The 25,434-nt window shown below is 28.4% G+C and carries 24 protein-coding genes and 2 tRNA genes; 18 read left to right on the top strand and 8 right to left on the bottom strand.

Annotated features, from left to right (window positions below; all coding sequences use genetic code 4):
* The first annotated feature begins 19 nt into the window (after positions 1–19).
* The 12 genes from EXC58_RS01320 (at position 20) to thiI (ending at position 10,426) form a co-directional block, all read left to right on the top strand.
* A complete protein-coding gene (locus EXC58_RS01320; RefSeq protein ID WP_129725265.1) occupies positions 20–616 on the top strand; it encodes a F0F1 ATP synthase subunit B family protein in 597 nt (198 codons plus the stop codon).
* The gene (gene atpH, locus EXC58_RS01315; protein ID WP_129725264.1) at positions 616–1,170 is read left to right on the top strand and encodes an ATP synthase F1 subunit delta; all 555 of its coding nucleotides are present in this window, start codon (positions 616–618) and stop codon (positions 1,168–1,170) included. The genes EXC58_RS01320 and atpH overlap by 1 nt, the downstream gene beginning before the upstream one ends.
* Positions 1,170–2,741 (top strand): F0F1 ATP synthase subunit alpha, encoded by a 1,572-nt coding sequence (atpA, locus tag EXC58_RS01310; protein WP_129725263.1) that lies wholly within the window; start codon positions 1,170–1,172, stop codon positions 2,739–2,741. The genes atpH and atpA overlap by 1 nt, the downstream gene beginning before the upstream one ends.
* 9 nt (positions 2,742–2,750) lie before the next feature.
* A complete protein-coding gene (gene atpG / locus EXC58_RS01305) occupies positions 2,751–3,608 on the top strand; it encodes an ATP synthase F1 subunit gamma (RefSeq protein ID WP_129725262.1) in 858 nt (285 codons plus the stop codon).
* Between the two features lie 15 nt (positions 3,609–3,623).
* Complete coding sequence (gene atpD / locus EXC58_RS01300; RefSeq protein ID WP_129725261.1) at positions 3,624–5,027, top strand: F0F1 ATP synthase subunit beta; 1,404 nt, start codon at positions 3,624–3,626, stop codon at positions 5,025–5,027.
* Positions 5,020–5,442: an ATP synthase F1 subunit epsilon gene (gene atpC / locus EXC58_RS01295; protein ID WP_129725260.1), complete on the top strand. Its 423-nt coding sequence runs from the start codon at positions 5,020–5,022 to the stop codon at positions 5,440–5,442. The genes atpD and atpC overlap by 8 nt, the downstream gene beginning before the upstream one ends.
* Before the next feature lie 48 nt (positions 5,443–5,490).
* Complete coding sequence (locus tag EXC58_RS01290) at positions 5,491–5,943, top strand: hypothetical protein (protein WP_129725259.1); 453 nt, start codon at positions 5,491–5,493, stop codon at positions 5,941–5,943.
* Positions 5,943–6,428, top strand: coding sequence for a DUF4231 domain-containing protein (locus tag EXC58_RS01285; protein ID WP_129725258.1), 486 nt, complete (start codon positions 5,943–5,945; stop codon positions 6,426–6,428). Before EXC58_RS01290 ends, EXC58_RS01285 begins: the two co-directional genes overlap by 1 nt.
* Entirely contained in the window at positions 6,428–6,814 is a 387-nt protein-coding gene (locus EXC58_RS01280) for a hypothetical protein (protein ID WP_129725257.1), read from the top strand. Before EXC58_RS01285 ends, EXC58_RS01280 begins: the two co-directional genes overlap by 1 nt.
* A gap of 66 nt (positions 6,815–6,880) precedes the next feature.
* Entirely contained in the window at positions 6,881–7,720 is an 840-nt protein-coding gene (locus tag EXC58_RS01275) for an HAD family hydrolase (RefSeq protein ID WP_129725256.1), read from the top strand.
* Between the two features lie 3 nt (positions 7,721–7,723).
* Positions 7,724–9,268, top strand: coding sequence for a hypothetical protein (locus EXC58_RS01270; protein WP_129725255.1), 1,545 nt, complete (start codon positions 7,724–7,726; stop codon positions 9,266–9,268).
* Positions 9,269–9,280: 12 nt separating this feature from the next.
* Entirely contained in the window at positions 9,281–10,426 is a 1,146-nt protein-coding gene (thiI, locus tag EXC58_RS01265; RefSeq protein WP_129725254.1) for a tRNA uracil 4-sulfurtransferase ThiI, read from the top strand.
* Between the two features lie 29 nt (positions 10,427–10,455).
* Here the strand turns inward: thiI and EXC58_RS01260 are convergent, their stop codons facing one another.
* The 3 genes from EXC58_RS01260 to EXC58_RS01250 all read right to left on the bottom strand — a co-directional run bounded on the left by EXC58_RS01260 (position 10,456) and on the right by EXC58_RS01250 (position 11,051).
* Complete coding sequence (locus EXC58_RS01260; protein WP_129725253.1) at positions 10,456–10,812, bottom strand: hypothetical protein; 357 nt, start codon at positions 10,810–10,812, stop codon at positions 10,456–10,458.
* Positions 10,813–10,883: 71 nt separating this feature from the next.
* Positions 10,884–10,959, bottom strand: a tRNA-Lys gene (locus EXC58_RS01255).
* A gap of 5 nt (positions 10,960–10,964) precedes the next feature.
* Positions 10,965–11,051 (bottom strand) — tRNA-Leu (locus EXC58_RS01250).
* A 188-nt stretch (positions 11,052–11,239) separates the two neighbouring features.
* Between EXC58_RS01250 and efp the strand changes: the two genes are divergently transcribed.
* Both efp and EXC58_RS01240 read left to right on the top strand, forming a co-directional pair.
* On the top strand, positions 11,240–11,803 hold the full coding sequence (gene efp, locus EXC58_RS01245) for an elongation factor P (RefSeq protein WP_129725252.1): 564 nt from the start codon (positions 11,240–11,242) through the stop codon (positions 11,801–11,803).
* The gene (locus EXC58_RS01240; RefSeq protein WP_129725251.1) at positions 11,803–12,108 is read left to right on the top strand and encodes an MMB_0454 family protein; all 306 of its coding nucleotides are present in this window, start codon (positions 11,803–11,805) and stop codon (positions 12,106–12,108) included. Before efp ends, EXC58_RS01240 begins: the two co-directional genes overlap by 1 nt.
* Positions 12,109–12,152: 44 nt before the next feature.
* On the opposite strand, the gene pfkA is transcribed toward EXC58_RS01240, so the two are convergent.
* From pfkA to EXC58_RS01225, 3 genes are read right to left on the bottom strand one after another with little or no spacing between them, the layout of a single operon-like run.
* The gene (pfkA, locus tag EXC58_RS01235) at positions 12,153–13,130 is read right to left on the bottom strand and encodes a 6-phosphofructokinase (protein ID WP_129725250.1); all 978 of its coding nucleotides are present in this window, start codon (positions 13,128–13,130) and stop codon (positions 12,153–12,155) included.
* Between the two features lie 22 nt (positions 13,131–13,152).
* Positions 13,153–13,980 carry a bifunctional 5,10-methylenetetrahydrofolate dehydrogenase/5,10-methenyltetrahydrofolate cyclohydrolase gene (locus tag EXC58_RS01230; RefSeq protein WP_129725249.1) on the bottom strand — a complete coding sequence of 276 codons (828 nt, stop codon included), beginning with the start codon at positions 13,978–13,980 and terminating at the stop codon, positions 13,153–13,155.
* Positions 13,968–16,454 carry a valine--tRNA ligase gene (locus EXC58_RS01225; RefSeq protein WP_129725248.1) on the bottom strand — a complete coding sequence of 829 codons (2,487 nt, stop codon included), beginning with the start codon at positions 16,452–16,454 and terminating at the stop codon, positions 13,968–13,970. Before EXC58_RS01225 ends, EXC58_RS01230 begins: the two co-directional genes overlap by 13 nt.
* 113 nt (positions 16,455–16,567) lie before the next feature.
* On the opposite strand from EXC58_RS01225, the gene EXC58_RS01220 reads away from it, so the two are divergent.
* Positions 16,568–18,340, top strand: a complete 1,773-nt coding sequence (locus tag EXC58_RS01220; protein WP_129725247.1) for a hypothetical protein — start codon at positions 16,568–16,570, stop codon at positions 18,338–18,340.
* A 44-nt stretch (positions 18,341–18,384) separates the two neighbouring features.
* Here the strand turns inward: EXC58_RS01220 and EXC58_RS01215 are convergent, their stop codons facing one another.
* Both EXC58_RS01215 and EXC58_RS01210 read right to left on the bottom strand, forming a co-directional pair.
* Positions 18,385–20,241 (bottom strand): ABC transporter ATP-binding protein, encoded by a 1,857-nt coding sequence (locus tag EXC58_RS01215; protein WP_129725246.1) that lies wholly within the window; start codon positions 20,239–20,241, stop codon positions 18,385–18,387.
* A 12-nt stretch (positions 20,242–20,253) separates the two neighbouring features.
* Entirely contained in the window at positions 20,254–22,038 is a 1,785-nt protein-coding gene (locus EXC58_RS01210; protein WP_223211613.1) for an ABC transporter ATP-binding protein, read from the bottom strand.
* Positions 22,039–22,396: 358 nt separating this feature from the next.
* Here EXC58_RS01210 and EXC58_RS01205 point away from each other — a divergent pair, with 358 nt between their 5' ends.
* The 3 genes from EXC58_RS01205 to EXC58_RS01195 are packed head-to-tail and all read left to right on the top strand — an operon-like array spanning position 22,397 to position 25,422.
* Entirely contained in the window at positions 22,397–23,812 is a 1,416-nt protein-coding gene (locus tag EXC58_RS01205; RefSeq protein ID WP_129725244.1) for an ABC transporter ATP-binding protein, read from the top strand.
* Positions 23,802–24,641, top strand: coding sequence for an ABC transporter permease (locus EXC58_RS01200; RefSeq protein ID WP_129725243.1), 840 nt, complete (start codon positions 23,802–23,804; stop codon positions 24,639–24,641). Before EXC58_RS01205 ends, EXC58_RS01200 begins: the two co-directional genes overlap by 11 nt.
* Positions 24,634–25,422 carry an ABC transporter permease gene (locus EXC58_RS01195; RefSeq protein WP_129725242.1) on the top strand — a complete coding sequence of 263 codons (789 nt, stop codon included), beginning with the start codon at positions 24,634–24,636 and terminating at the stop codon, positions 25,420–25,422. The genes EXC58_RS01200 and EXC58_RS01195 overlap by 8 nt, the downstream gene beginning before the upstream one ends.
* Positions 25,423–25,434: the final 12 nt, after the last annotated feature.

Below are 25,434 nucleotides of genomic sequence, written 5' to 3'. Positions count from 1 at the left end.
AATTTTCAAGCAGGTCAAAATGGTTCAAAACATAATAAAATTATTTGCTGAAACTACCGAAAATAATAGTGCCATTGACAAACCAAGCTCGCTTCAAGAAGGTATTTCAGATAAATTTGAAGCTATTTTTCCAAGCATTCCATTAATGATTGCGACCATTATAGCTTTTATTGCAATTGGAATTATTACTTATGTTTTTTTACGTAAGCCATTGCAACAAATGCTTCAAAAACGCAAAGAATTTATTCAAAATAACATTGATCAATCAATTAAATTTAAAGAAGAAATGATTCAAAAAGTCAATGAAGCTAATTTAAATTTAGAAAATTCCAATCAACAAGCTGAAGTAATTATTAATCGAGCTAAATTAAAGGCCGAACAATTAATACTTGCTTATGTTGCTAAAGCAAAAAATGATTCAAAGCAACTTATTGAAGAAGCTCATTTAGATATTAACAAACAGCAAAAAGAATTTGAACAAAATTCGCGTGAAATTGTGGCTCAAACTGCAAAGCAACTTGCTGAAAAAATTCTACAAAGAGAAATTTCGCAATCAACTCAAGAAGAAATCATTGATGCTTTTTTAGCCGAAGATAATCTTAAAGGATTTGAATAATGCTTGATAAATCTAGTGTTAAAGGGTATGTAATTGCTATTTTTGAATTAGTTAAAGAAGCAAATAAACTTGAATTAATTCATCATCAAATGGATGAAGTTTTAGACATTATTAAAGCCAATCCTGAGTTAATTACTTTTTTAAATAATGATCTTGTAAAAAAAGAAGAAAAATTAACATTAATAGATCAAATTTTAGAAGGATTTGATCTATTAATCAAAAATACTATTAAGGTTACCGTTGAACGCAAAAGTGTTTCTAAGCTAAAAAAAATTATTACTAACTATTTAAAACTTTCAAATGAAGCACTAAATATTTCATTTGTAAAAGTAATTACAGCTCAAGAAATTTCAAGTGTGCAATTACAGAAAATTCAAGCTAAACTTCAAAATCAATATCATAAAATTTTTGAAGTTAAAAATGTTATTGATTCTTCACTAATTTCAGGGTTTAAAATTGCTTTTGATAGTAAAATTATTCAAAGCAACTATCAAAATGATTTAAATGAATTAATTGGAGCAATAACTTCAAAAAACTTAAAAGGAGATAAATAATGGCAATTAAACTTGATGATATTTCCGTAATTATTAAAGATCGCATCAAAAATTATGATTTAAAAATTGATCAATCCGAAATTGGAAAGGTTGTTTCAATTGGAGATGGAATTGCGTTAGTTTCAGGAATTGAAAAAGTAATGAACTCTGAAATTGTTGTTTTTGAAAATGGAGTTTATGGACTAGCTCTAAATTTAGAAGAAGAAGTAGTTGGGATTGCTCTTTTTGGAGATGCTAACTCTGTTTCTGAAGGAGATAGCGTTCGAAGAACCAACAAAGTTATTTCAGTTGAAGTTGGAGATGAGCTTTTAGGAAGAGTTGTTAATGCTTTAGGACAACCAATTGATGGTAAAGGTGAAATTAAACTCACTAAAACTCGGGAAATTTTTAAAGTTGCTAGTGGAGTTATGTCTCGTAAAGAGGTTAATCAACCGCTAGAAACAGGAATTATTGCAATTGATTCAATGATTCCAATTGGAAAAGGCCAAAGAGAACTTATTATTGGTGATCGACAAACTGGAAAAACCGCCATTGCAATTGATACAATTATTAACCAAAAAGGCAAAGATGTGTATTGTGTTTATGTTGCGATTGGACAAAAAAATTCTACTGTTGCACAAATTGTAAAAAAACTTGCTGATACTGAAGCATTAAAATATACAACTGTTGTTGTTGCTGGAGCAAGTGAGTTAGCTCCTCAACAATACATTGCTCCTTATACTGGAGTTACAATTGCCGAAGAATGAATGTCTAAAGGTAAAGATGTTCTTATTGTATATGATGATTTATCAAAACATGCAACTGCATATCGAACCTTATCATTACTTTTAAGAAGACCACCTGGCCGTGAAGCTTATCCTGGAGATGTTTTTTACTTACACTCACAATTACTAGAGCGGGCAGCTCGGCTAAATGAAGTTTATGGGGGTGGTTCAATTACTGCACTTCCAATTATCGAAACTCAACAAGGAGATATTTCAGCTTATATTCCTACTAATGTTATTTCAATTACCGATGGACAAATTTTTACTCGTGAAGCATTGTTTAACTCAGGTCAAAGACCTGCAGTAGATGTAGGTTTTAGTGTTTCAAGGGTAGGTTCTTCAGCTCAAACTAAAGCTATGAAAAGTGTTGTTGGTTCATTAAAATTAGAACTAGCACAATATAATGAAATGCTTGCTTTTGCACAATTTGGTTCAGATTTAGACGATTCTACTAAAACCATTTTAGATCATGGTGCTAAAGTTTATGAACTTTTAAAACAAGAGCAATATCACCCTATTTCGCAAGCTTCTCAATCAATTATTTTAGTTGGAGTTAAAGAAAGAATTATTAACCCACTTCCTAAAACTAAAATTCACGAATATCGGGACTTAGTACTAAAAGAAATTGAAAATAATAAACTTTTAAATTTAGCTTACAAAGAAATTGTTTCTTCATCAGTTATTTCCTCAGAAAACTATGAAATTATCACTAAAGCACTTGTGAAAATAGTTCAAGATATTATTAAAACTATTCCAAATTATGATCCTAAAATGTATAAACCAATTCCAGCTAAATTTTTAGACTAAAGATAAAAAATGTCGAATTTAAATTCGTTAAAAAATCGTATTTCAGTAGTAACTAATACCAAAAAAATCACTAAAGCAATGCAATTAGTTGCTACTGCAAAATTACAAAAATCTAAAAAAAATTTAGAAAACATTCGAAACTATAAAAATTTACTGGAAGAGACATTTAATGAACTTATGCAAAATGTTTCTTTAAAGGATCTTAAGGAAATTTTTCCGCTTAATGAAAGTGTCTTAAAAAACTTATACATTATTATTTCTTCAGATTTAGGGCTTTGTGGTTCGTATAATTCTAATATTTATTCACAAATTAATCAGCATTTAACCAAAGATGATTTAGTTATTTTTGTTGGAGCTAAAGCATACTTATATTCACATTCTTGAATAAAAAATGAAAATATTGTTCAAAAATATTTTGCTTATGGAGATAATTTTAATTATGCTCTTGCAGATGCAATAACTAAAGACGCTCTTGAACTTTATTTTGGTGGAAAAGTAAAATCTATTAACATTATTTATACTGATTTTATCAATAATATTATTCAAGAAGCTAAAACATTTCAACTTTTTCCTTTTGAAGTACAAAATCAAAAATCTTCACTTAAAGCAAATGTGGAATTTTATCCAAATGCTGAAACAATTTTGAAAAATTCAATTCCACTTTTTATTAGCAGTATGATTTATTCGCTTGGAAATTTATCAAAAATTTCTGAAATGTCTTCAAGGCGAAACGCAATGGAAAATGCTACTGAAAACGCAAATGAATTAATTAAAGAATTAGGATTAGAATTTAACAGAAAACGTCAAAGTTTAATTACTCAAGAAATTAATGAGATTGTATCTGGAGCAGATGCAACTCAAAATTAAAAATAAGGAGAACATATGTCAAAAAGCAAAGGTACTATTGTACAAATTTTAGGACCAGTTGTTGATGTACGCTTTACTGATGGTAAACTTCCAAAACTTTTAAATGCTTTAATTGTGCATAAAGATAATCAAGTCTTTACTTTAGAGGTAGCTCAACACATTGGAGATGATACTGTTAGAACCATTTCAATGGTTTCAACAAATGGATTACAAAGAGGAATGGACGTTTTTGACACCGGAGCTGCTATTTCAGTTCCAGTTGGAAATGCTGTTTTAGGAAGAATGTTTGACGTTTTAGGAAATCCAATTGATGATCAAGAAATTGCTAGTGATGTGGAAAGATCTCCAATTCATGCTCCAGCTCCTTCATATGAAGAACAAAAATCTTCAAGTGAAATCCTTGAAACCGGAATTAAAGTTATTGATCTTTTAATTCCTTATGCAAAGGGTGGAAAAATTGGACTTTTTGGTGGTGCCGGAGTTGGGAAAACTGTTTTAGTTCAAGAATTAATTAACAATATCGCTACCGAACACAATGGACTTTCAGTATTTGCTGGTGTTGGTGAGCGTACTCGTGAGGGAAATGATTTGTACTATGAAATGAAAGCAGCAGGAGTTTTAGATAAAACTGCACTTGTTTTTGGTCAAATGAACGAACCACCAGGGGCACGGATGAGAGTGGCTTTAACTGGACTTACAATGGCTGAATATTTTAGAGACGTTCAAAATCAAGATGTTTTATTATTTATTGATAACATTTTTAGATTTACCCAAGCTGGTTCTGAAGTTTCGGCACTTTTAGGAAGAATGCCTTCAGCAGTTGGTTATCAACCAACTCTTTCAACTGAAATGGGTCAGCTTCAAGAACGTATTACTTCAACTCGTCGTGGTTCAATTACTTCTGTACAAGCAGTTTATGTTCCGGCTGATGATTTAACCGATCCAGCTCCTGCAACTACTTTTACTCACTTAGATGCTAAAACCGTTTTAGATCGGGGAATTGCTTCACTAGGAATTTATCCTGCTATTGATCCTCTTGAATCTTCTTCAAGATTACTCGATCCTTTAACAGTGGGAATTGAACATTATGAAGTAGCTCAAGGAGTAGTTAATATCTTACAGCGTTTCAAAGAACTACAAGATATTATCGCAATTTTAGGGATGGGAGAGCTCAGTGAAGAAGATAAAAAAATCGTTGCTCGAGCTCGTAGAATTAGAAACTTTTTATCACAACCCTTTACTGTTGCTGAAAAATTCTCAGGAATTAAGGGACAATATGTTCCGCTTAAAGAAACAATTAGAAGTTTCAAAGCAATTTTAAATGGTCAATTTGATGATTATCCAGAAGAATTATTTAGATATGCTGGAAGCATTGAAGATGTAATTCAAAGAAACGAAAAAAGACTAAGTAATGGCTAATAAAACTTATTTAACAATCACCACTCCTAATAAAGTTTTTTTTAGTGGAGAAACAGAAATTGTTACTTTAAAAATTGCTGATGGATATATTGGAATTATGCCCAATATTACTCCAATTTTTTCAAGTATTGAAACTGGAAAATTGACCATTGGATATTTAAATGATTCAAATTCGATCAAATGTTATATTGGAAGCGGTCTAATATACGCTGATAAAGACAAAGTTAACATTATTACTGACGATATTATTAAAGCTGATGATATTGATTTAGAACGTGCTAAAAAAGATTTAGCCTTTTATGAGGAAGCTATTTCTAAAGCTAAAGCAACCTCATCAGCAGATACTCAAAAATTTGAAGTTAAACTTAAAAAAGCCATTAGTCGAATTGATATTTATAATCAATTTCATAAATAACTAGCACTTGCTAGTTATTTTTTGCACTTTTTTTGGTAATATTTGGATATGAATAAATTTTTAAAAGCCCTAAAACAAAAAATTAACGAAGACAATCGAAAACTTAAGTGAGTTTTAAGACTTGATAAGCTTTTTAGTGGTTTAATTTTACTTTTGAACTTATCTTTTTTAGGACTTGCAATTACTGCTTTGCTAATTATTATCAAGCAAAAACAAGCAGCTGATACAACTTCTTTTTACATTTTAATTGTCTTAGTTTTATTTATTATTACTTCATTTATTTTAACTTTAGCTATTGCAATTTATAAAGTCAATGGTCGCTTTAATCGTTATAAAAGAGTTAAAGAAACAGCACTTGATTTAAGTGTTAAATATCAATATAACATTATTACCAAAGAAGAATTTATTCAATATTTGGAAGCACTAGCAGATAAACTAAATAAAAAAGAAAAAATTATTGTTAAAAACATTGTTACCAAACAACTTTCAGGAGGTAAGTAATGAAAACTCAAGCAGTTTATCAAAAGCTAAAAAAAGAAAATTGAACTAAATTGCTTATTTCAGGATTTTTCTATTACACCTTAAATATTGTTTCAATTGGACTAGCTTTTTATATTGGGATTATTGGAGTGATTTTTATTGCCTCAATTAATTCAAATTATGATAACGGAATAAACCCATACAAACAAATGTTTCCTTTTATTACTACTGGAGCTAATTACATTTTACTTACAAGCATTATTAATGCAGTAGTTTCGCTTATTTCAGGACTGCTTAGCTTTTTTGTAATTAATGATTATTTTAAAACTCAAAAATCTATTCGAGAAAAACTAAAGCTAGAATTTTTACTTTTTTCTGATAAAGTTTCTTACTACCAAGAACTATCAAATAAAGATGCAGAATACTTATTTTATAAGCGAATTTTCTTTTTATCTAAAAAAGAAAAATATGATCGAGAATACTTAATAAAAAAGGAGTTAAAATAATGAACCTAAATAGCACAAAAATCAATGAGAAAGATTATTGTAATCAAATTATTAAACAAGCAACTAAAAAATATCGTAAAAGTTATTATTTATTTGTCTTTTTAAATGTATCGTTAATTTTAATTACTGCTACTTCAATTATTTTGAACTTATTCGCCCTACGTTATAATCCATTTCCGGATGAAACAATGATTTATTTTATTTTACTTTCATGTACTTCGGTAGTAATTGCCTTTCTTACTTCAGTACAAACTTTTTTAAGTATCAAAGATCAAAAGCAATCACTAAGTAATAATATCGATATTAAAAGAGCTATGATTGTCAAAATTCAAAACAATGAACCAATTACTCGAGAAGAAATTGATAATATTCTCAATACCTTTTAGATGCGTTAGCATCTTTTTATTTTGTACTTATTCATTTTTTAATTAATTGCTATAATAATATCAATTATGAGAAATAAATGAGCTATTTTTAGTGATGTAGATGGGACTGTTTACTCATTCCCTGATAAAAAATTAAGTCAAGTCAATTTAGAGAAAATTCAAGAGCTTAAAATAAAAGGTGTTCCTTTTATTTTAAATACTGGAAATCCCCCTTATGAAAAAATTCAACGTTTAGCTGATAGTACTTTATCGCCATATATTGTTTGTTCAAATGGAGCCCTTGTTTTTGATAATGTTAATAAAAAAACTATTTTCATTGAAAAAATGCCTTTATCAGAAGTTCAAAAAATTTGAAAAGTTGCTGAAAAAAATAATTCCCCACTATATTATTTTGGAACAGATCAATATTATGTTAAAAATATGCCTAAAAAATGATTTGATTTTTTAGTTGATTTTACTGAATATAATGAGTTTCAAACCCATGGAGAAATCGTGGAAGATATCCATAAAATCGAAGTATACGGAGATCCTGAGGTTATTGAAAAGTTTTACAGCGATGCAATTAAAGAAGATATTAATTTAAATATTATCAATTTAAAAACTCACATCGAAATTACCAAAAAAGGAATTTCAAAAGCCACTGGAATGGCTTGAGTTTGCGAAAATGTGTTAAATATGAATGTTGAAGATGCAATGAGCATTGGAGATTCTCCAAATGATATTTCTATGCTTGAAGTTTCAAATTATTCATATGCTATGGATAATGCCGATCCATTAACTAAGCAAAGTGCAAAATTTTACACTTCAGATGTAACTCAAAATGGGCTTGCTGAAGCTATTGATGATTACTTATATCGTAGTGATTTTGAGTTAAAACGTGCTGTTTCTCAAAAAGGAAAAAACTAATTGATGAATCTTAATTACCAAATTATTTATTTTAGTATTATTGGTGTTTCAATAGTTATTTTTCTTATTTTCTTTTTTCTTTTAGTCCTTAATTTAGTGGTTAAAAGATTTGTTAATAAATTAGAAAATAACTACTTAAATGTTTCGCGTGAACAAAATGATTTTGTTAATTCTTTAAAAAGATTTAAAGCCCTAAAAGAACAAAATTCAAACTATGAACAATCATACAATTCTTTATTAGAGCTTGAAGGAACTATTTATTCTCAAAAGGAAACAATAGATACAATCTATCATCAAATTTATCAATTACTTAAAAGAAAAAAGATCTTTTTAGCCAAAAAAACCTTTAAAGATTTTAGAAAAAACGTGACCTTGTTTTTTAATTCTATTAAAATCTCAGATGAAGTAATTGAGCAAGTTAGTTTAAATTGAGATAATTATGAAGGTGATATTACTGATATTTTAAATAAACTATCTTTAGCTAGAGAATATATTAATAAAAATAAATTTATTTTAAGCAATATTTATAGTGATATTAAAAACAAAATCGATCAATATAATCAAAAAATCAGTTTTATTGATGATCAGTGAAATAATCAAGCTAAATTTGAAAATGTAAGTAGTTCAATTTCAAATTTAATTATTGATTTAGAATTTTTATTTGAATATTTAGATAATTCAAAATTAATTGAATTTGCCTTATTTACTGATTTACCAGAACTTTTTGAAAATAAAGGTTCACAACCACCTCAAGATAATCCGATATTATTTTGAAAAAATAAAAACAAATTTTACAAGGTTAAAGAAAAATTTAATCAATATCAAGTTGATGCAATTAAAAAAGAAATTGTTGGTTTTTACAAATATTTTCATAACTGTAGAGTTTTAGAATTTAAAAATCAAGTATTAAACTTAATTAAAAACAATATTTTTAAAGAACTCCAAAAAGTTAATGATAAGCTAAAAAATAACTTTAAAATCGCTAATTTTGTGGATAAAAAAATTGAAATTCATTTTAAAAATATTTCATTTTTCTTTGAACAATTAAAATTTAGTGATTTTGACTCTTCTATTAATCTTGTTAAAGAAATTTTGCGAACTTTCTTTGAAATTAATCAAATTTTAATTGATTACGAATTCCAAAAACAACAAAAACAAGTTTATGAGAATGGTTTTAATGAAGAAATTGATTCTAGTTTAAATTTATATTTTGAGATAATGCAAAATAAATATCTTTTTGCTAGTGAATATCAAGAAAATCTTCTTCAATTAAAAAGCATTTATGAACAATATTTTACTTTGGAACTAAATTTTATCAAACTTGAAAAAGTTTGAAACCGTTGAATTGAGTTAATTTGTTATTTTGTTGAAGAAATTGCTATTAACCAACAATATGAGCACTATTTTAAAACTGCTTATGATCTTTTAAACAAAAGTGAAAAGAACCCTTTGCAAACAAACACTGAATTAAGTAATAAACTAGCGATTTTTGTAGCTAAATACCAATATAAAGAATCTTTTAAGTTGCTACAAGAATATTTAAAATAAAAAGGAGTAAAGATGTATAGCAAAATTTTAATTCGCTATGGTGAATTGGTCTTGAAAAAGAAAAATCGCAAGCAATTTATTGAAAAACTAAGCAACAATATCTTTAAAATTACTGGTTCTAAACCTGAAGTTGAATTTGATCGCATGTATTTAAATTATTCTGAAGAACTGATGGATAAACTTCAATACGTTTTCGGAATAAGTTCATATTCACCAGTGGTAGTAGTTGAAAATGATTTTGAAAAATTAAAGCAAGCAGCTTTGTTACTTGTTAAAAAAACGAGCAAAACTTTTAAAATTGCTGCTCGCAGAAATTATAAAAAATTTGAATATAAATCAGATCAAATAAACCATCTTTTAGGAGCATATCTTTTAGAAAATACTGCATTAAAAGTGGATGTTCATTCTCCGGATCAAATTTTTTATGTTGAAGTTAGAAGCAAATGTACATATATTTTTAGTGAGTATTTTGATGGACTTGGAGGTCTTCCGACTGGAAGTAGTGGAAAAGGACTGCATTTAATTAGTGGTGGTTTTGATTCTCCGGTTGCTGCGTATTTAATGATGAAACGGGGAGTTGAACTACAATTTTTATCGTTTTTAACCCCGCCACAAACTGACGCCAAAACTAAAGAAAAGATTTTAAATTTAGTTGGTGTTTTATCGAAATTTCAAGGACAAAGTACGCTTTATTTTGCTGATTATTCAAAATTGATGAACTATATTTCTCTAGTTTCTAAAGAATCATACAAAATCAATTTGATGCGTCGCAGTTTTTATCGAATTGCCAATCAACTTGCAACTCAAAAAAACCTTCTTTGTATTTCCAATGGAGAAAATTTAGGGCAAGTAGCTTCACAAACTCTTGAATCATTAAATGTTATTAGTTCAGTAGCTGAAAAAGTCATTTTAAGACCTTTAATTACTTATGACAAAAACGAAATTATTAACATTGCTAAAAAAATTCAAACTCACGACATTTCAATTATCAAGGCCAATGAAACTTGCGAATTATTTGCTCCAAAAGCTCCAGTAACACGCCCTTTATTACAAGTAGCCATTTCTTTAGAAGAAGAATTATCGTTAATAAATTCTTTGGAAATGCAACTGCTTGATCAAGGAATTGAAACACTTCAAATCAAAGGAAAATATCATTAATAAAAAACATTCTTTTAAAAAGAATGTTTTTATTTGTAATTTAATAATCCAAGCGAAAATAGTGTAATTAAGGTTACTAAAACTCCTAAAATTATCAAAATTGATAAAATTCCCAGTCCATAGCCTAAGCGTTGTTTAGAGTGAAATTTTAAATCTTTTTCATTAAATTCACCAACACTTTTTGTTATTTCTTTGGCAATATCTAAATTGTTTTCGACAGTGTTATCTTCAAAATATTTGAGTTCTTTAGTTAAAGTATCTTCATCCTCAATTCCTAAATTGACCCTTTTATCTATAAACTCATTATCATCAGCTGATTGATCTAAAGATCTTAAATTATTAATTAATTCTTTAGTTTTTTTGCTAACTTTTTTGAAAGATTTCATATTGTTTATATTTTACCAAAATTAGCAATAAAAAAGCACCTTTATTAAGGTGATTTTGGTCATTTTTGAAATGGTACGTCCTAGAGGATTCGAACCTCTGACCCAATGGTTAAAAGCCATTTGCTCTACCTGCTGAGCTAAGGACGCAGCTTTGGTGCCCAGGACTGGACTTGAACCAGCACAGTCTTGCGACCGAGGGATTTTAAGTCCCTTGCGTCTACCTATTCCGCCACCTGGGCTTTTTGATTTGGTAGCTTTTCAATTATACACTATATTAAAATAAAACGAATAAATTTTAAATATTTTTATTTAGCGTTTTTAAAGTGCATTATTATTATATCATCAGATTTACAAGTGAAAAATAAATTTTAATATTTGTTTTATATTATAATTTAAGCATATATTTATTTACAAATAAAGGATAATTATGATTAATGTAAACGAATTTAAACCTGGAATTACCTTCCAAGATGAAGGTGAAATTTTTGTTGTTTTAGAAGCTCAGCATTCAAAACAAGGGCGTGGACAAGCTAATGTTAAAGCTAAAGTTAAAAATCTTCGTACCGGTTCAACTACCATCAAAACATATACCGGAGGAGATAAAGTAAAACCTGCCCACATTGACAAAAGAAAAATGAATTACTTATATTCAGATGGAAGCAATATTATTTTAATGGATAATGAAACTTATGAACAAGTTGAAATTCCAGTAAAAAATGTTGAGTGAGAATTAAACTTTTTAATCGAAAATAGCGAAGTACAAATTCGTAAATTCCAAGATGAAGTTTTAGATGTGGAATTACCAATAAATGTGGATATTAAGGTGGTTGAAGCTCCTGATGCAGTTAAAGGAAATACCACCACAAATCCACAAAAGAAAGTTGTTTTAGAAACTGGATTTGAGCTTGAAACTCCAATGTTTATTAAAGAAAATGACATTATTACCGTTTCAACTGAAACTGGAAAATATGTGGGAAAAGCTAATAAATAATGAATTGAATTGATGTTTCGTATAATGTAAATCAAAAGTATATTGTTACTGAAAGTGCTATTTTAGATGCAATAAACAATGTTTTTAGTGAAATTAAAAACTCTAAATTAATTTCAGTACCCCGTCTTAGCTTTGCTGAAGACCATTCAAATGTTGATGTATATTTGGATGTTAAAATTAGTAAAACACCTAAAGATAGTTTATACTCTTGTGTTGCAGAAATTGTTAAATCAGTTGAACAATCAATTAAATTATTAATTGATAAAAATCCGGCAAATGTGCAAATTTGTCTTGTTGACAATTAAAAAAATAAAAATAGCATCTACAAGCTTTTTGTAGATGCTATTTTTTAATACACTTGATTAAGTTTGTTAAATTTAGTTGCTTTAGCAATTGCTTTTGATTTTGCAGGGTTTTTCATACTTAAGGCTTCTAAAATTGGAGTTGCAACAATATCACTATTTAAAATTCCAATAGCAAGTCCGCTTTTTCCTTCAACTAGATATTCAACAGCTTTAATTCCCATTAACGAAGCATTAATACGCTCTTGAGCGCTTGGTTGTCCACCTCTTTGAATGTGATTTAGCGGATTAATCCGAGTTGCTCATCCAGTTGCTTGACTAATTTCTTGTTCAAGTTCTTTGATATTATAACCTTTTTCTGAAACTACAATAACAATACTTCTGCGTTTTGGTTGCATTGATAGCTCTTTAGCTTTTTGAACAATTTCACTAACTGAAGGACGATATTCGCTAGTAATAATCATTTCAGCTCCAGTTGCAAGACCTGAATAAAGGGCTAAATCTCCGCATTGATTTCCCATAACCTCAACAATCATAATTCGTTTGTGCGAATTAGCAGTATCACGAATTTTATCAATTGCACTAACAATAGTATTTAAAGCTGTATCATACCCAATAGTAATATCTGAAGAAGCGATGTCATTATCGATAGTCCCTGGCAATGCAATAGTTTTAACTCCAGCTTCATGAAGAGTTTGAGCCCCCATATAGCTTCCATCTCCTCCGATAACAACTAATGAATCGATATTATGTTTTTTAAGATTTGCAATAGCTACTTCACGAACTTTTGGGTCCTTAAATTCTGGAAATCGAGCTGAGTAAATGGCTGTTCCTCCTAGTGAAGCGTAATTACTTAATTTTAAAGTATCAGCTTTTTCGATTTGATCATAATAAAGACCTTTATATCCCTCTAAAACTACATAGGGATCTAAATTATTAGCTTTTGCACTTTTGGCAATTGCTGCAACAGCAGCATTCATTCCAGGAGCATCTCCTCCTGAAGTTAAAATAGCAATCTTTCTCATTTTTTGTTTCTTTCTGCTTTTATTATTTTAAAGTATCTACTAAATTTTTTAATAAGCACACAACTGTCATAGGACCAACTCCACCAGGGACAGGAGTAATAGCTGAAACTTTTTCTTTTACTGATTCAAAATCCACATCTCCATAAATTTCATCAGGAATTTGTGCATCTAAATTAGTTCCTACATCAATTACAATAGACCCCTCTTTTACGTTATTTGCTTTAACATATCGAGCTACTCCAATGGCAACAATTAAAATATCAGCACTTTCGATTCCCTTAATTCCTGTATTTTCGTCAAAAGTAGCCACATTAGCCCCGCGACGTTTAATAATATGTGCAAGTGGCTTACCAACAACGTGACTTCTTCCAACTACGCAAACTTTTTTATCTTTAACTTCAATGTTGTATTCATGCATTAATTCTAGTACTGCTCGAGCAGTAGCTGGAATAAAGCATTTTCCAGCTTCGTTGTATAAGAAAAATTCGTTTTTAGTGCTAAGTCCATCGACATCTTTATCATAAGGAACCGCATCTAAAATAACTTGAACAGGAATATGTTCAGGAAGCGGAAGTTGAACAATAACCCCATCAGCTCATTCATTTATATCATCCATTTTTTGCAATAAACGATTTTGAGAGATTTTTTCAGGGTACTTAAATAATTTTCCTTCAATTCCAATATATTCAGACTTTTGAAGTTTTTGTTGAACATATTTATTTGAAGCAGGGTTATCTCCAACTTGAATAATGGCCAATCTTGGTTTACGAATAAGCTTCATTTCAGCTAATTCGGTTTTAAGTTTTTCTAATTCTCTTTTGGCTAATTCTTTACCAGTTAGTATTTGCATTTCAATTCCTCCTGATATTTGATTAAGTCTTGTTGATATTTAGCTAATTTTTCTTGCTCAATTTGGACTTTTTCTTTTGGTGCTTTAGCAACAAAATTTGCATTACTTAAAATTTTGCTTGCACGGTCAATTTCGCTTTGAGTAAATTTGATTTTTTCAAGTAATAATTGTTTATTTTGCTCTTTTAATTGCTCATTAATTTGAATAAATAAATTATTTTTACTTAAGGTAATTAAAAAATCTGAATTAGGAACATATTGGGCATATGCCATTTTATTAATAATTTGTAAGTGTTCTTGATTTAGTTGTTTTTCTAAAGCATAGTTAATATATTCTTTTTTCGATATTTGATTTGTTTCACGGTATTTTCGGATCTCAGTAACAATTTCAATAATGTTATCAATGTATTGAGTTTGTTTAGTTATACGAATCATTGGAATATTATTATCCAACAATTCAGCATCAAAAAGTTCTGAATAAATTTTATCGGTAATAAATGGCATAAATGGATGGAGAATAATTAAAGTTTTTCTTAATACTTCTAAAGCATGTTTTTTAGAAGGATTATTTTTAATCATTTCAATGTATCAACCACTTAAATCATTAAATAAATAACGTTGAATTTCAGTTCCTACAACTGCAAAATCATAATTTTTCATTGCTTTATTAATAACTTTATTTAATGAAGCGAGTTTATTATTAATTCAATAGTCTGCATCACTTTTTTGCACGTTTTTTGCATCTAAAGAATTAATAAAGTGTGCAATATTTCATAATTTATTATTAATTCTCCAAGCACTTTGAACTTTTTCAGTTGAAAATTTAATATCCATTCCTGGAGAAGTGTTAGTAATTAAAAACCATCTTAAAGCATCTGAACCATACTGTTCAACCATATCCATTGGATCAACTCCGTTATTAAGGGATTTTGACATTTTTTGTCCATATTGATCTCTAATTAAGCCGTGTAAAAGTAAATGTTTAAATGGTTTTTCTCCCATAAATTCTTTACCTAAAAAATACATTCGAGCTACTCAAAAGAAAATTAAATCATATCCAGTAACTAAAAGTGAAAAAGGATAAAATCTATTTAAATCTTCATTTTTAGTTGGTCAACGTAAAAATGAAAATGGAGCAATTCCTGAAGAAAATCAAGTATCTAAAACATCTGGATCTTGAACTCAATCTTTCCCAGGAGATTCTTCTTGAACTTTGATATTGCCGTTTTTATTATATCAAGCCGGAATTTGATGACCTCATCAAAGTTGGCGTGAAATATTTCAATCATGAATGTTTTCCATTCATTTTTTTAAAACATTTTTAAAACGCTTAGGAAAGAATTTAACTGCTTCTTTGGTTTTGAGTTCTTCTAAAATTACCTTTGCAAAATGATCCATTTTTACAAATCATTGTGGAAGAACCAAAATTTCTACAGGATTTTTTGAACGCTCACTTAATCCAACATTGGAAATAGTATCTTCAACTTTTAATAGTTTATTATGCTCTTGAAGATATTTAGCAATTGCTTGACGTGCTTCAAAACGTTCCATTTTATCAAAACGACTTCCGGGAGCATTAATTAATCCGCTTTTATCAATGGTTTCAATAATTTCTAAATTTAATTTTTGAATAATTTCAATATCAGCTTCAGCATGAGCAGAAAGCTTCATTACTCCAGTTCCAAAATTAGGATCAACATAATCACTTTCTAAGATTGGAATTGCTTTTCCTGTGAGTGGATGAATAACTTTTTGTCCTAAAAATTGTTGGTATCTTTTATCTTTAGGATTAAATACAAGAGCTACATCACTAAGTAAAGTTTCAGTTCTTACAGTTGCAATTGTTAAAAACTTATTTGAATTTTCTAAGTGATAATTAATGTAATACATTTTTTGAGCAGTTGGCTCAGGATTAACTTCGATATTTGAAAGTGCCGTTTGGAGCTTAATGTCCCAATTAATAGCTCTTAAGCCACGATAAATAAATCCTTTATTGTATAAATCAATAAATACTTTATTAACAGCTTTATTAGCATCTGCATCTAATGTAAAGCGTTCTTTTGAATAATCTAGAGCAAGCCCTACTTTTGACCATTGTTGTCTAAAAACTTGAGCATATTCGTCTTTTCATTCTCAGATTTTATTAAGAAATTTTTCTCTGCCAAGGTCATGTCTAGTTAATCCAGTGCTTTGATATAAAACATCTTCAACTTTGCTTTGAGTAGCAATTCCAGCATGATCCATACCTGGAAGCCACATTACATCATAGCCTTTAAGTTTTTTATAACGAATTAAAGTATCTGGAATGTATACATCTAGTGCATGTCCAAGGTGTAACTTCCCTGTTACATTAGGTGGTGGGAGTAAAATTGAAAAAGGTTTTTTGCTTTTATCATGGGTCATAAAAAACTTTTTTTTGACCCATTTTTGTTCAATTCCTGCTTCAACTTTTTTATGATCATAGATTTTATTCATACTCACCTCATAAAAGAAAAATTAAACGCCTTTTTTGCAGAAAAAGATATAAAATATACTAATTATTAATAAATTATACCTTAAAAGTGTATTTTTTAGCTTAAAAGGAGCTTATGAAAACTAAAACATGATTAAAACTTGGTGCATTAAGCGTAGCGTGTATTCCCGTTATATCTGCATCTTGTGCAAATTCAAATAAAAATAATCAACCAAAACCAGAAGAAACTCAAAAGATTAAATCTTTTGATTTAATCCCCTTAGTAACTGAAAAAACCTCTTTTAAAGATGCTTTAGGCGCTCTAAAAGACAGCCTTTTATCATTTTTACCATTATCTTTTAAATTTACCGATAAAACAACCAAAGAAGAAAAAGATTCCTTTGAAAATTTTCAAAAACAATTTTCACTAGAAGTTGAGCAAGAATACAATAAAATCATTAGCGTTATTGATCAAATTAATGATAAAAATTTTTATCAATTAAATGATTTATTAAGCTCAACTGCTAATGACTTAATTTCTAGAAAATATAATATTATTTTACAACTTACTAAAAATATAAGCCAAAATGGTCAACTTGCTAAAAATGATTATGTAAAAAACTTTAATGTTATTTCAAAAAACTACATAAACACTTTGATTTTGTGAGAAAAAACTCAAATTCAATTAATTAAAAAACAAGTATTTCCGCTTATAGATAAAGCTTTAATGAGCAACAAACTTACAGAGCAACAAAAAAATGATCTTAATGCTTCAAAACCAATTTTAGACGAAATTATCAAAGACAATCAAAAAGTTAAAGAGTATTTTTTGAAAAATTGAACAGGAGAAAATCCTAAAGACATACCCCCAGTTACTGATAAAGAATATAAAGATTTAAAACAGTTAGCTTTTGATAAGAGCTCTGAGTTTTTTAATAAATTTTCAACTTTAGTATCAAAAACTTTTGTTGATAATGCCCAACCAATTAAGAAATCATTTATATTACCGCGTTTTACTTGAAGTGATTTTTTTAATCCAAAAACTGAATATCAAAAATTTGATTTAAATACTTTAAAACCAGATCAAGAAAATCAAAATCTAAGCATTTTTGGTAATTTTGCTGATTCATTAAGAAGTTTTATTAGTGAAGTGTCTAAAAAAGAAAATTTTGTTGGAGATAATTCATATTTAAATGACTTAAAACCAGATTATTCTGCTAAATTTACTCTTTCAGATTCTAAAAATGCCTATAAAGATCAAAAACCATTATATGCTTGAATTTATAAAAAAGAAAATGGTAAGTATCCAACTAATAAATTCACAGAAGATGAACTAAAAGCTTACAACCACAAATTAAGTGATGTTTTAAATAATTATGATGGTGATTATTTAGTTAAAATTACTCTTCCAGAATCATATTTACAATTTTTAGGAATAGTAAATAGTTGAACATATCCAACTCTAGAACAAAGCTTTATAGAAAAAAATCCTAATGCTCAAAATATTATTGCATTTAAAACTTTAACTCAATATCAATTTATTCCTGAAGTATCTAAAGGTGGAGAGTTAAATTTACGTTTTCAATTTGTTAATAAAGATTTTAAACCTTTTGAAGAAGGATTGGCATATTTTGGCTTTAATGATGTTAAACCAATTTGAGGTTATTTGGTCAGCCACAAAGGAGTTTCTCCTAAAAATGTTAATTATGATTTTTACATTTCATTGACCAAAGAACAATATAATAAAACCTTTGGAAGTGTGGCTAATTTAGATAAGTTAAATAGTTCTGAAAAACCAGTTATTACTAAAACCCCAGTTGATCCAAAAGAACCTAAAGGGCTTCAAAATCTGGATTTTAAATATGGGAATGATCTTATAGGTTCGGTTAAAGTTAATATTATTGTTTAAAAACAAAAACATCCAACAGGATGTTTTTTTACTGTAAAATGCGGTTATTTGTATTGAGAATGGTATAAATTATAGTAAAAACCTTTTCTATTAAGGAGTTCTTGGTGATTACCGCTTTCAACAATTTCTCCATTGTTAATTACCATAATAATATCGGCATTTTTAATAGTTGAAAGCCGGTGAGCAATAATAAATGAGGTTTTGTTTTTGGTTAGATGACGAATTGAGTTTTGAACAATAATTTCAGTACTTGAATCAATACTTGAAGTAGCTTCATCTAAAATAAGTAAATTTTTATCACTTAAAATTGCTCGAGCTAGTGAAATAAGTTGCCGTTCTCCTTGAGAGATATTTTGACCATTATTTTCCACTAAAGTGTCATAATCATTTGGAAGAGTCATAATAAAGTGGTGAATATTAGTTAATTTAGCAGCTGCAATAACTTGTTCTTTGGTAATATTTTTATTTCCTAGGGTTAAGTTATCATAAATAGTTTCATTAAATAAAAATGAATCTTGAAGCACAACGGTCATATGGCTTCGGAGCATTTTAGTTTTAATGTTGCGAAGTTCGTTTCCATCAATTAAAATTGAACCTTCATTATAATCATAAAATTTGCTTAGCAAGTTGATAATGGTAGTTTTTCCAGCTCCAGTAGGTCCTACAAAAGCAACAACTTGACCTGGTTTAACTTTAAAAGAAGCGTTTTTAAGTTGGTAAGTATTTGCGTGATCTAAATATTTAAAAGAAACATTTTTAAACTCAACTTCTCCTTTAATGTTATTAATTTCAATATTTTCTGGTTCACGGGGTTTAAAATTTAACTCAGTTAATTTAAATACCCGATTTGATGATGCAGTTCCTACTTGTAGAGCAAAAACAATATTAAGCAAGTTTTGAAATGGTCCAATAAAGTTTCAATTCAATGAAACATAAGTAACAATTAAAGCCGCCGAAGCAGTTCCATCAGGATTTGAACCAAATCCGGCAATTCCATAAACAGGAATTCCTTTAACAAAAAATAGTGCTGCAAGCCCTGAAATTACTAAAACTAAAATATTAGATACTAGTTGAAATCACACATCAAAAAAGCGAGCTGAGGTATCTCCCTTAAAGGCGATATTACGAATTTCTTTAGTAATTTGTTTTAGTCCATTAAGCACTTGCTCTTGACGATCAAAAGAGTTAGTTACTTTGGTGTTAGTTAACATTTCTTCAACATATCCGTTCATTTTTCCGAAAGCATTTTGATTAGCTACAAAATATCTTTGCGATTTTCCAATCACAATAAATGAGACAAAAAATAAAAAAATTGATAGCGGAAAGACAATAATTGTTAATATCGAAGAAACAAAAGCCATTACAATAATACTTAAAATCACATTTCATAAACTAGTGAATAATTGTGTAGTAATTTGAAATAAAGTATCATTAACAGCATTAATATCATTAATAATTATAGAAATAATATTTCCAGCTTGTTGCTGGTCATAGTATTTAATTGGAGTTTTGAATAATTTGTTCATTATTCGAGCTCTTAATTTAGTTCCGAGTCCATAGCACACTCGAATATATAAATAACTTTCAAAGTATCTAAAAAATCCATAAATAATAAATGAACCTGCTAAAGCCCCTAAATATAGTAAAAATTTATTTCAATTAAATTGTTCAAGAGTAATTTCTCCGCGAACTAAAGGTTCAAAAAAATCTTGAACAATTAATCCAATTAACACGCTTCCAGCTACATAAAAGGCAGCATTTAAAAACGCAAATAAATTTCCTCAAAGTAATCTGGTTTTTTCTTCTTTTAAGTATCTAAAGACTGTTTTTAGGGTTTGAACCATCGAAAAGGAACTATCGTAATACTTATCAATGTCACTTATTTTCTTTTTTTTCGACATTTTTAGCTCCTTTTAGTGCATAGTTTGGTTTAAAAAGACATCATTATATCATGAACAACTTTCAAGAAGCTCTTCATGTGTTCCCTTACCAATGATTTTTCCTTTTTCTAAAACAATAATTTCATCTGCGTGCTTAATTGAATTGATTTTTTGGGAAATAATAATAGTAGTGCATTGGTAATATTTTTTAATATTTTCAATTAGATTTTTAGTGGTGATATTATCTAGTGCTGAAGTAGAATCATCTAAAATTAAGATTTTTGGATTAAGTAATAAGGTACGAGCAATAGAAAGACGTTGTTTTTGTCCTCCGGAAAGGTTTTTTCCACCTTGAACAATTTTATGTTCAAGTGCCTCGTCAAAAGCATGAACAAAATCGTATGCACAAGCTGCCTTTAAGGCGGTATTCATTTCTTGGCTAGTTGCATCTGGTTTGGCAAATAATAAATTTTCTTTAATAGTCCCAGAATATAGCAATGCTTCTTGATAAACTATTCCTACATTTGCATGTAAATCTTTGGTGTTAATTTCGCTAACATTATAATCAGATAAAGTTACACTTCCTTCGTCTAAAAACATATTATTAACTAGTAAATTTGCTATTGTGCTTTTTCCTGAGCCAGTTGGACCAATAATTCCAAAGCTTTTTTGCCAGGGAATTTCAAAATTAATATTTTCAATGGCATATTCTTTTGCGGTTTTAAAATATTTGAAGTTTACATTTTTAAAAGCAACATTAAAATTTGTTCCTGCAATTTTGTGTCCTTGCTTAACAAATAAATTAATATAAGGGTGTTCATATACTTCGATATAGCGTCTTGCAGAAACTTTAGCTTTAACCATTGTTCCTAAAAATTGTCCAAAAACAACAATTCCAAAGGAAATAAGAACTTCATATTCAACAAAAACATTTAGCTTAGCAATTACTTGAGGATTAACTTCTCCACCATTAATAATTCTAAATCCACCAATAAAATAAATTAAAACAATAATTAAATTAACAATAACAAAAAATGAAGGGTTACCAATTGAGATGAATTTTCAAACTTTGCTTTCAACTTTGTATCAACGATTGTTTGAAACATCAAATTTAATTTTTTGTTTAGTTTGGAGATTATAAACTTTAACTACTCTAGCTCCATTTATAGTTTCGCTAACGTCTTTAGTTAGATGATCTAAGTTAACTCTGTTTGCATTGATTAATTTTGTACTTTTAATAAAAATAAAAGCTAAAATTGCAACATTTAAGGGAATGGCCACAATAATTGATCATGAAAGTTGCATATCAGTTAAAAAAGCAAACACAAAACCAATGATTATAAATAAAGGAGCTTTAATTAATGCACTAGTAGCACTAATTAAAAAATCTCAGTACTGAGCAATATCATTTGAAATCCGGTTAATTAAACTTTCTTTAGTTAAATGCGAAATATCTTTTAAGCTTAATTTTTGGTACTTTTGGAATAATTGGTTCCGATAAAACATTGAAGATTGCTCACCTGCCCAAGTTGTAATTAAAACCGCTCCAATATTAGCTATTACTGTAAAGAAGATAATAGATAATGTTAAAGCGGTTAATTTAATTAAAATATCACTTTGGCTATTACTTTGAAGTATCGTAAGCTTTTCAAATAGCACTATTTCAAACGTTTTTAATGTCCCGCTTTTAAAAGTTAAAATTGGAAGAAATTGCGCAAGCAAAATAGGAATAATCATAGTCCCAATAATATTAATTAAAATGCAACAAATACCATAAAAAAATAGCATTTTGATTTTTGTTGGTAACAACTTAAACATTTTAAGCATATTATTCTCCTCTGACTTAAGTTTTATTATATCAAAATATATTTAAATGCTGAATTAATAATTTTTATTCCCAATAATTGAGTGCAAAAATTCAATTTAAAAATCACAATTTTTCTATTTTTTTGCATTAAATAAATATTTTTTTTATAAAATTAAAGCTATGAGAAACTCAATTAAATTTATTATCAAATTATTAACTAAATTTGTGTTAATAAATTTTTGTTGTTTACAATATCCGAAATTAAGATTTATCATTGCTCAATATAGTGATGATATCTTTGATACAGCCTCCCCTATTGTTTTATTTTAAAAAACTAAATAAAACTAATAGAAAGGAACATAATAATAAATGCAACCAAACAATGCACAGCCACCACAAGTTAATGGTGATTTTAAGACTAGAAATCGTGCTAAAAGCGATAATATCGTTGAATTAATTGAAGTCGTTAAAGAATATGGTGAAAAAACCGTACTTAAAGAAGTAGATTTAAAAATCAAAAAAGGTGAATTTGTTACCTTGCTTGGACCAAGTGGAAGCGGAAAAACTACTATTTTGCGTTTGCTTGGAGGATTTGAATGAGCTACCCGTGGGGAAGTTAAATTTAATGGTTTAGATATTAAAGATCTACCTCCACACAAACGTAATTTATCAACTATTTTTCAGGATTATGCACTTTTTCCGCATTTAAATGTATGAGGAAACATTGCTTTTGGGTTAAAACTTAAAAAAGTTAATAAAGAAATTATTGATGAAAAATATATTGATTTATTAAAACAAAAAACCTTAAAATGAACTAAGGTTGCTCAAACAAAAATGCAACAACTTGATGAACTGCAACTTTCTTATGAAGAAAAACTCAAAACTTTAACTCCTGGAACAAAGCAATGACGAAAAATTCAAGATTGGTTAGATGATTCAGATTTTACTTATTCATATTGAGAAAGTTATGTTCAACAAAAAACTGTTGATTTTGAAAACAAATACTTCAAACGTAAAATGACCTCAGAAGAGCTTGAGGATAAAATTAGTAAAATTATTGAAGTTGTAGGGCTTAAAGGAAACGAAAATAAATCAATTTCACAACTATCAGGAGGAATGAAACAAAGAGTTGCTCTTGCTCGTTCGCTTGTGGTTGAACCTGAAATTTTGCTTTTAGATGAACCTTTGTCTGCACTTGATGCAAAGATTCGTCAAAAAATGCAAGCTCTTCTTAGAAGTATTCAAAAAGAATTGGGAATTACTTTTGTTTTTGTAACACATGATCAAGATGAAGCCCTTGAACTTTCAGATCGCGTAGCGGTTATGAGAGATGGAAAAATTGAGCAATATGACGAACCAAAAAAAATTTATGATTTTCCAGTTAATATTTGAGTGGCAAAATTTATTGGTGATTCAAATATTTTTGATGCACAATTTGTTGAAGAAGACAAGGTTAGAGTACTTGGAAAAGTCTTTAAAACAATTCACAAACAAAAAGATTTTGTTGGCGAAAAAACTTTAGATGCTTTAATTAGACCTGAAGATATTAATATGAGTCTTGAAACAAGAAATCCCCAAGATAAAATTATGGGGACTATTTTACAAATTACTTATCGAGGAAGCTACTACTATATTACTGTTGAAACTAAAGAAAAACAAAAAATTTATGTTGAAACAGCTGAAAAATTCGAAGAAGGACAAACTGTTTATTTAAGTTGAACTATTGATTCAATTCACTTAATGAAAAAAGATAGTAAGTGAGATTATCAAAATAATGTTTTCTAACTTAGCTGCCAAAATGAACTTAAGTAAAAAAACTTCTTTGTTAATTCCATATTTTTTAGTAGCTTTACTTTTAATTGTTCTTCCAATGATTTTGATTTTATCAAAAGCATTCACCAGTAATGGAGAAGGATTTGATAATTGAGAACTTGTAAAAAGCACTCATACTTGAAATATTATTTTGCGAAGCTTAATTGTTGGAATTTTAGCCTCAATAATTTGTTTAATTATTGCACTTCCGTACTCATATTTTGTAGCTACAAGCAATTCGACTATTTTTCGAATTTATGCACTTAGCTTAGTTGTTTCTCCACTAGCAATTTTTACAATTGCTAGAATTTATGCACTCAGAAGTTTATTTCAACTTATTTTTGCTAGTGACATTAATTCTTTAAATTCAATTTGATTTATCGTTACAGGATTGGTATATTTAAACTTACCACTAATGATTATGCCTTTATATACTGTTTTTAAAGATATGCCAAGAAACATCATTGAAGCAAGTAGTGATTTAGGTAATAATGCTTTTAGAACCTTTTTTAGAGTAATTATTCCTTATGGAACTAAAGCAATTTTAAGTGGTTTTGCTTTAATTTTTCTTGCTAGTGCAACAACTTTTGTTGTTTCGCAAAAATTACTTCCAAACTCTTCGCAATTACAGTTAATTGGGAACCAAATTAATGAAAAAATTAATCCTGGAAATGCTTTTAATCTTTCTTCAGGTTCAGCTCTTGTTATTGTTGTTAGTGGAATCTTTATTTCAATTTATGCTTTTGTGTTAATTATTCCACGAATTATTTTCTTTATTAAAAAAGGAGCTACATATGAATAAAATAGTTAATTTTTTCAAGCGCTCTTATGTATATTTAATTTTAATTGCGGTCTATGTACCTTTAATTACTGGAGCAATTTTTAGCTTTAATATAACCATTAAAGGTCAGTATAATTCTGTTTGAGCTGGTTTTACTTGAAATAATTGAAAAACTCTTTTTGACGAACGTAGAGATGTAGCTTTTGTTAATACTTTATTAATTGCTATTTTAGTGTCATTTTTAGTAGTTGTTTTATCAATTTTAAGTGCATATGCACTTTATAAGCAAAAAAATAAAGTAATTAAATCTTTTGTTAATTCCAGTTCTAAAATTCCACTTGTTAATCCTGATAACATTACTGCTTTAGGATTAGTGCTAGTTTTTGGATTGTTTTTTGGGATTATTGGAGTTGAAAAAGAAGGATTTATAAGAGTTATTGTTGCTCATACTGTAATGATTTTGCCTTATGGTCTTTCATTAGCAATTCCTCGAAGCGAAAAGTTTAATAACAACTTATATGAAGCAGCTCAAGATTTAGGTTATAACAAGTTTTTTGCATGATTAAAAACTTACTTTATTTACATGATTCCTTCAATTATTATGATTGTTATTGTTTCAACAGTGTTAAGCTTTGATGATTATATTATTACTCATGTGGTTTCGAACACCCCAACCCTTGGAACAAAAATGTATGAAGGAGAATTTAAACCTTGAGGATTAGTTCTTGGAACAGTTATTTTATTTATTGTTATTTTCGGAAATATTATTTACACATTTTTCAAGGCTAAAAAGGAAAAATAAAATATTTTTAAA

It is taken from the genome of Mycoplasmopsis citelli, assembly GCF_900660645.1.
In the GTDB taxonomy this organism is placed as follows: Bacteria; Bacillota_I; Bacilli_A; order Mycoplasmatales; family Metamycoplasmataceae; genus Mycoplasmopsis; species Mycoplasmopsis citelli.
This window is presented reverse-complemented; position numbering and strand designations above follow the sequence as displayed.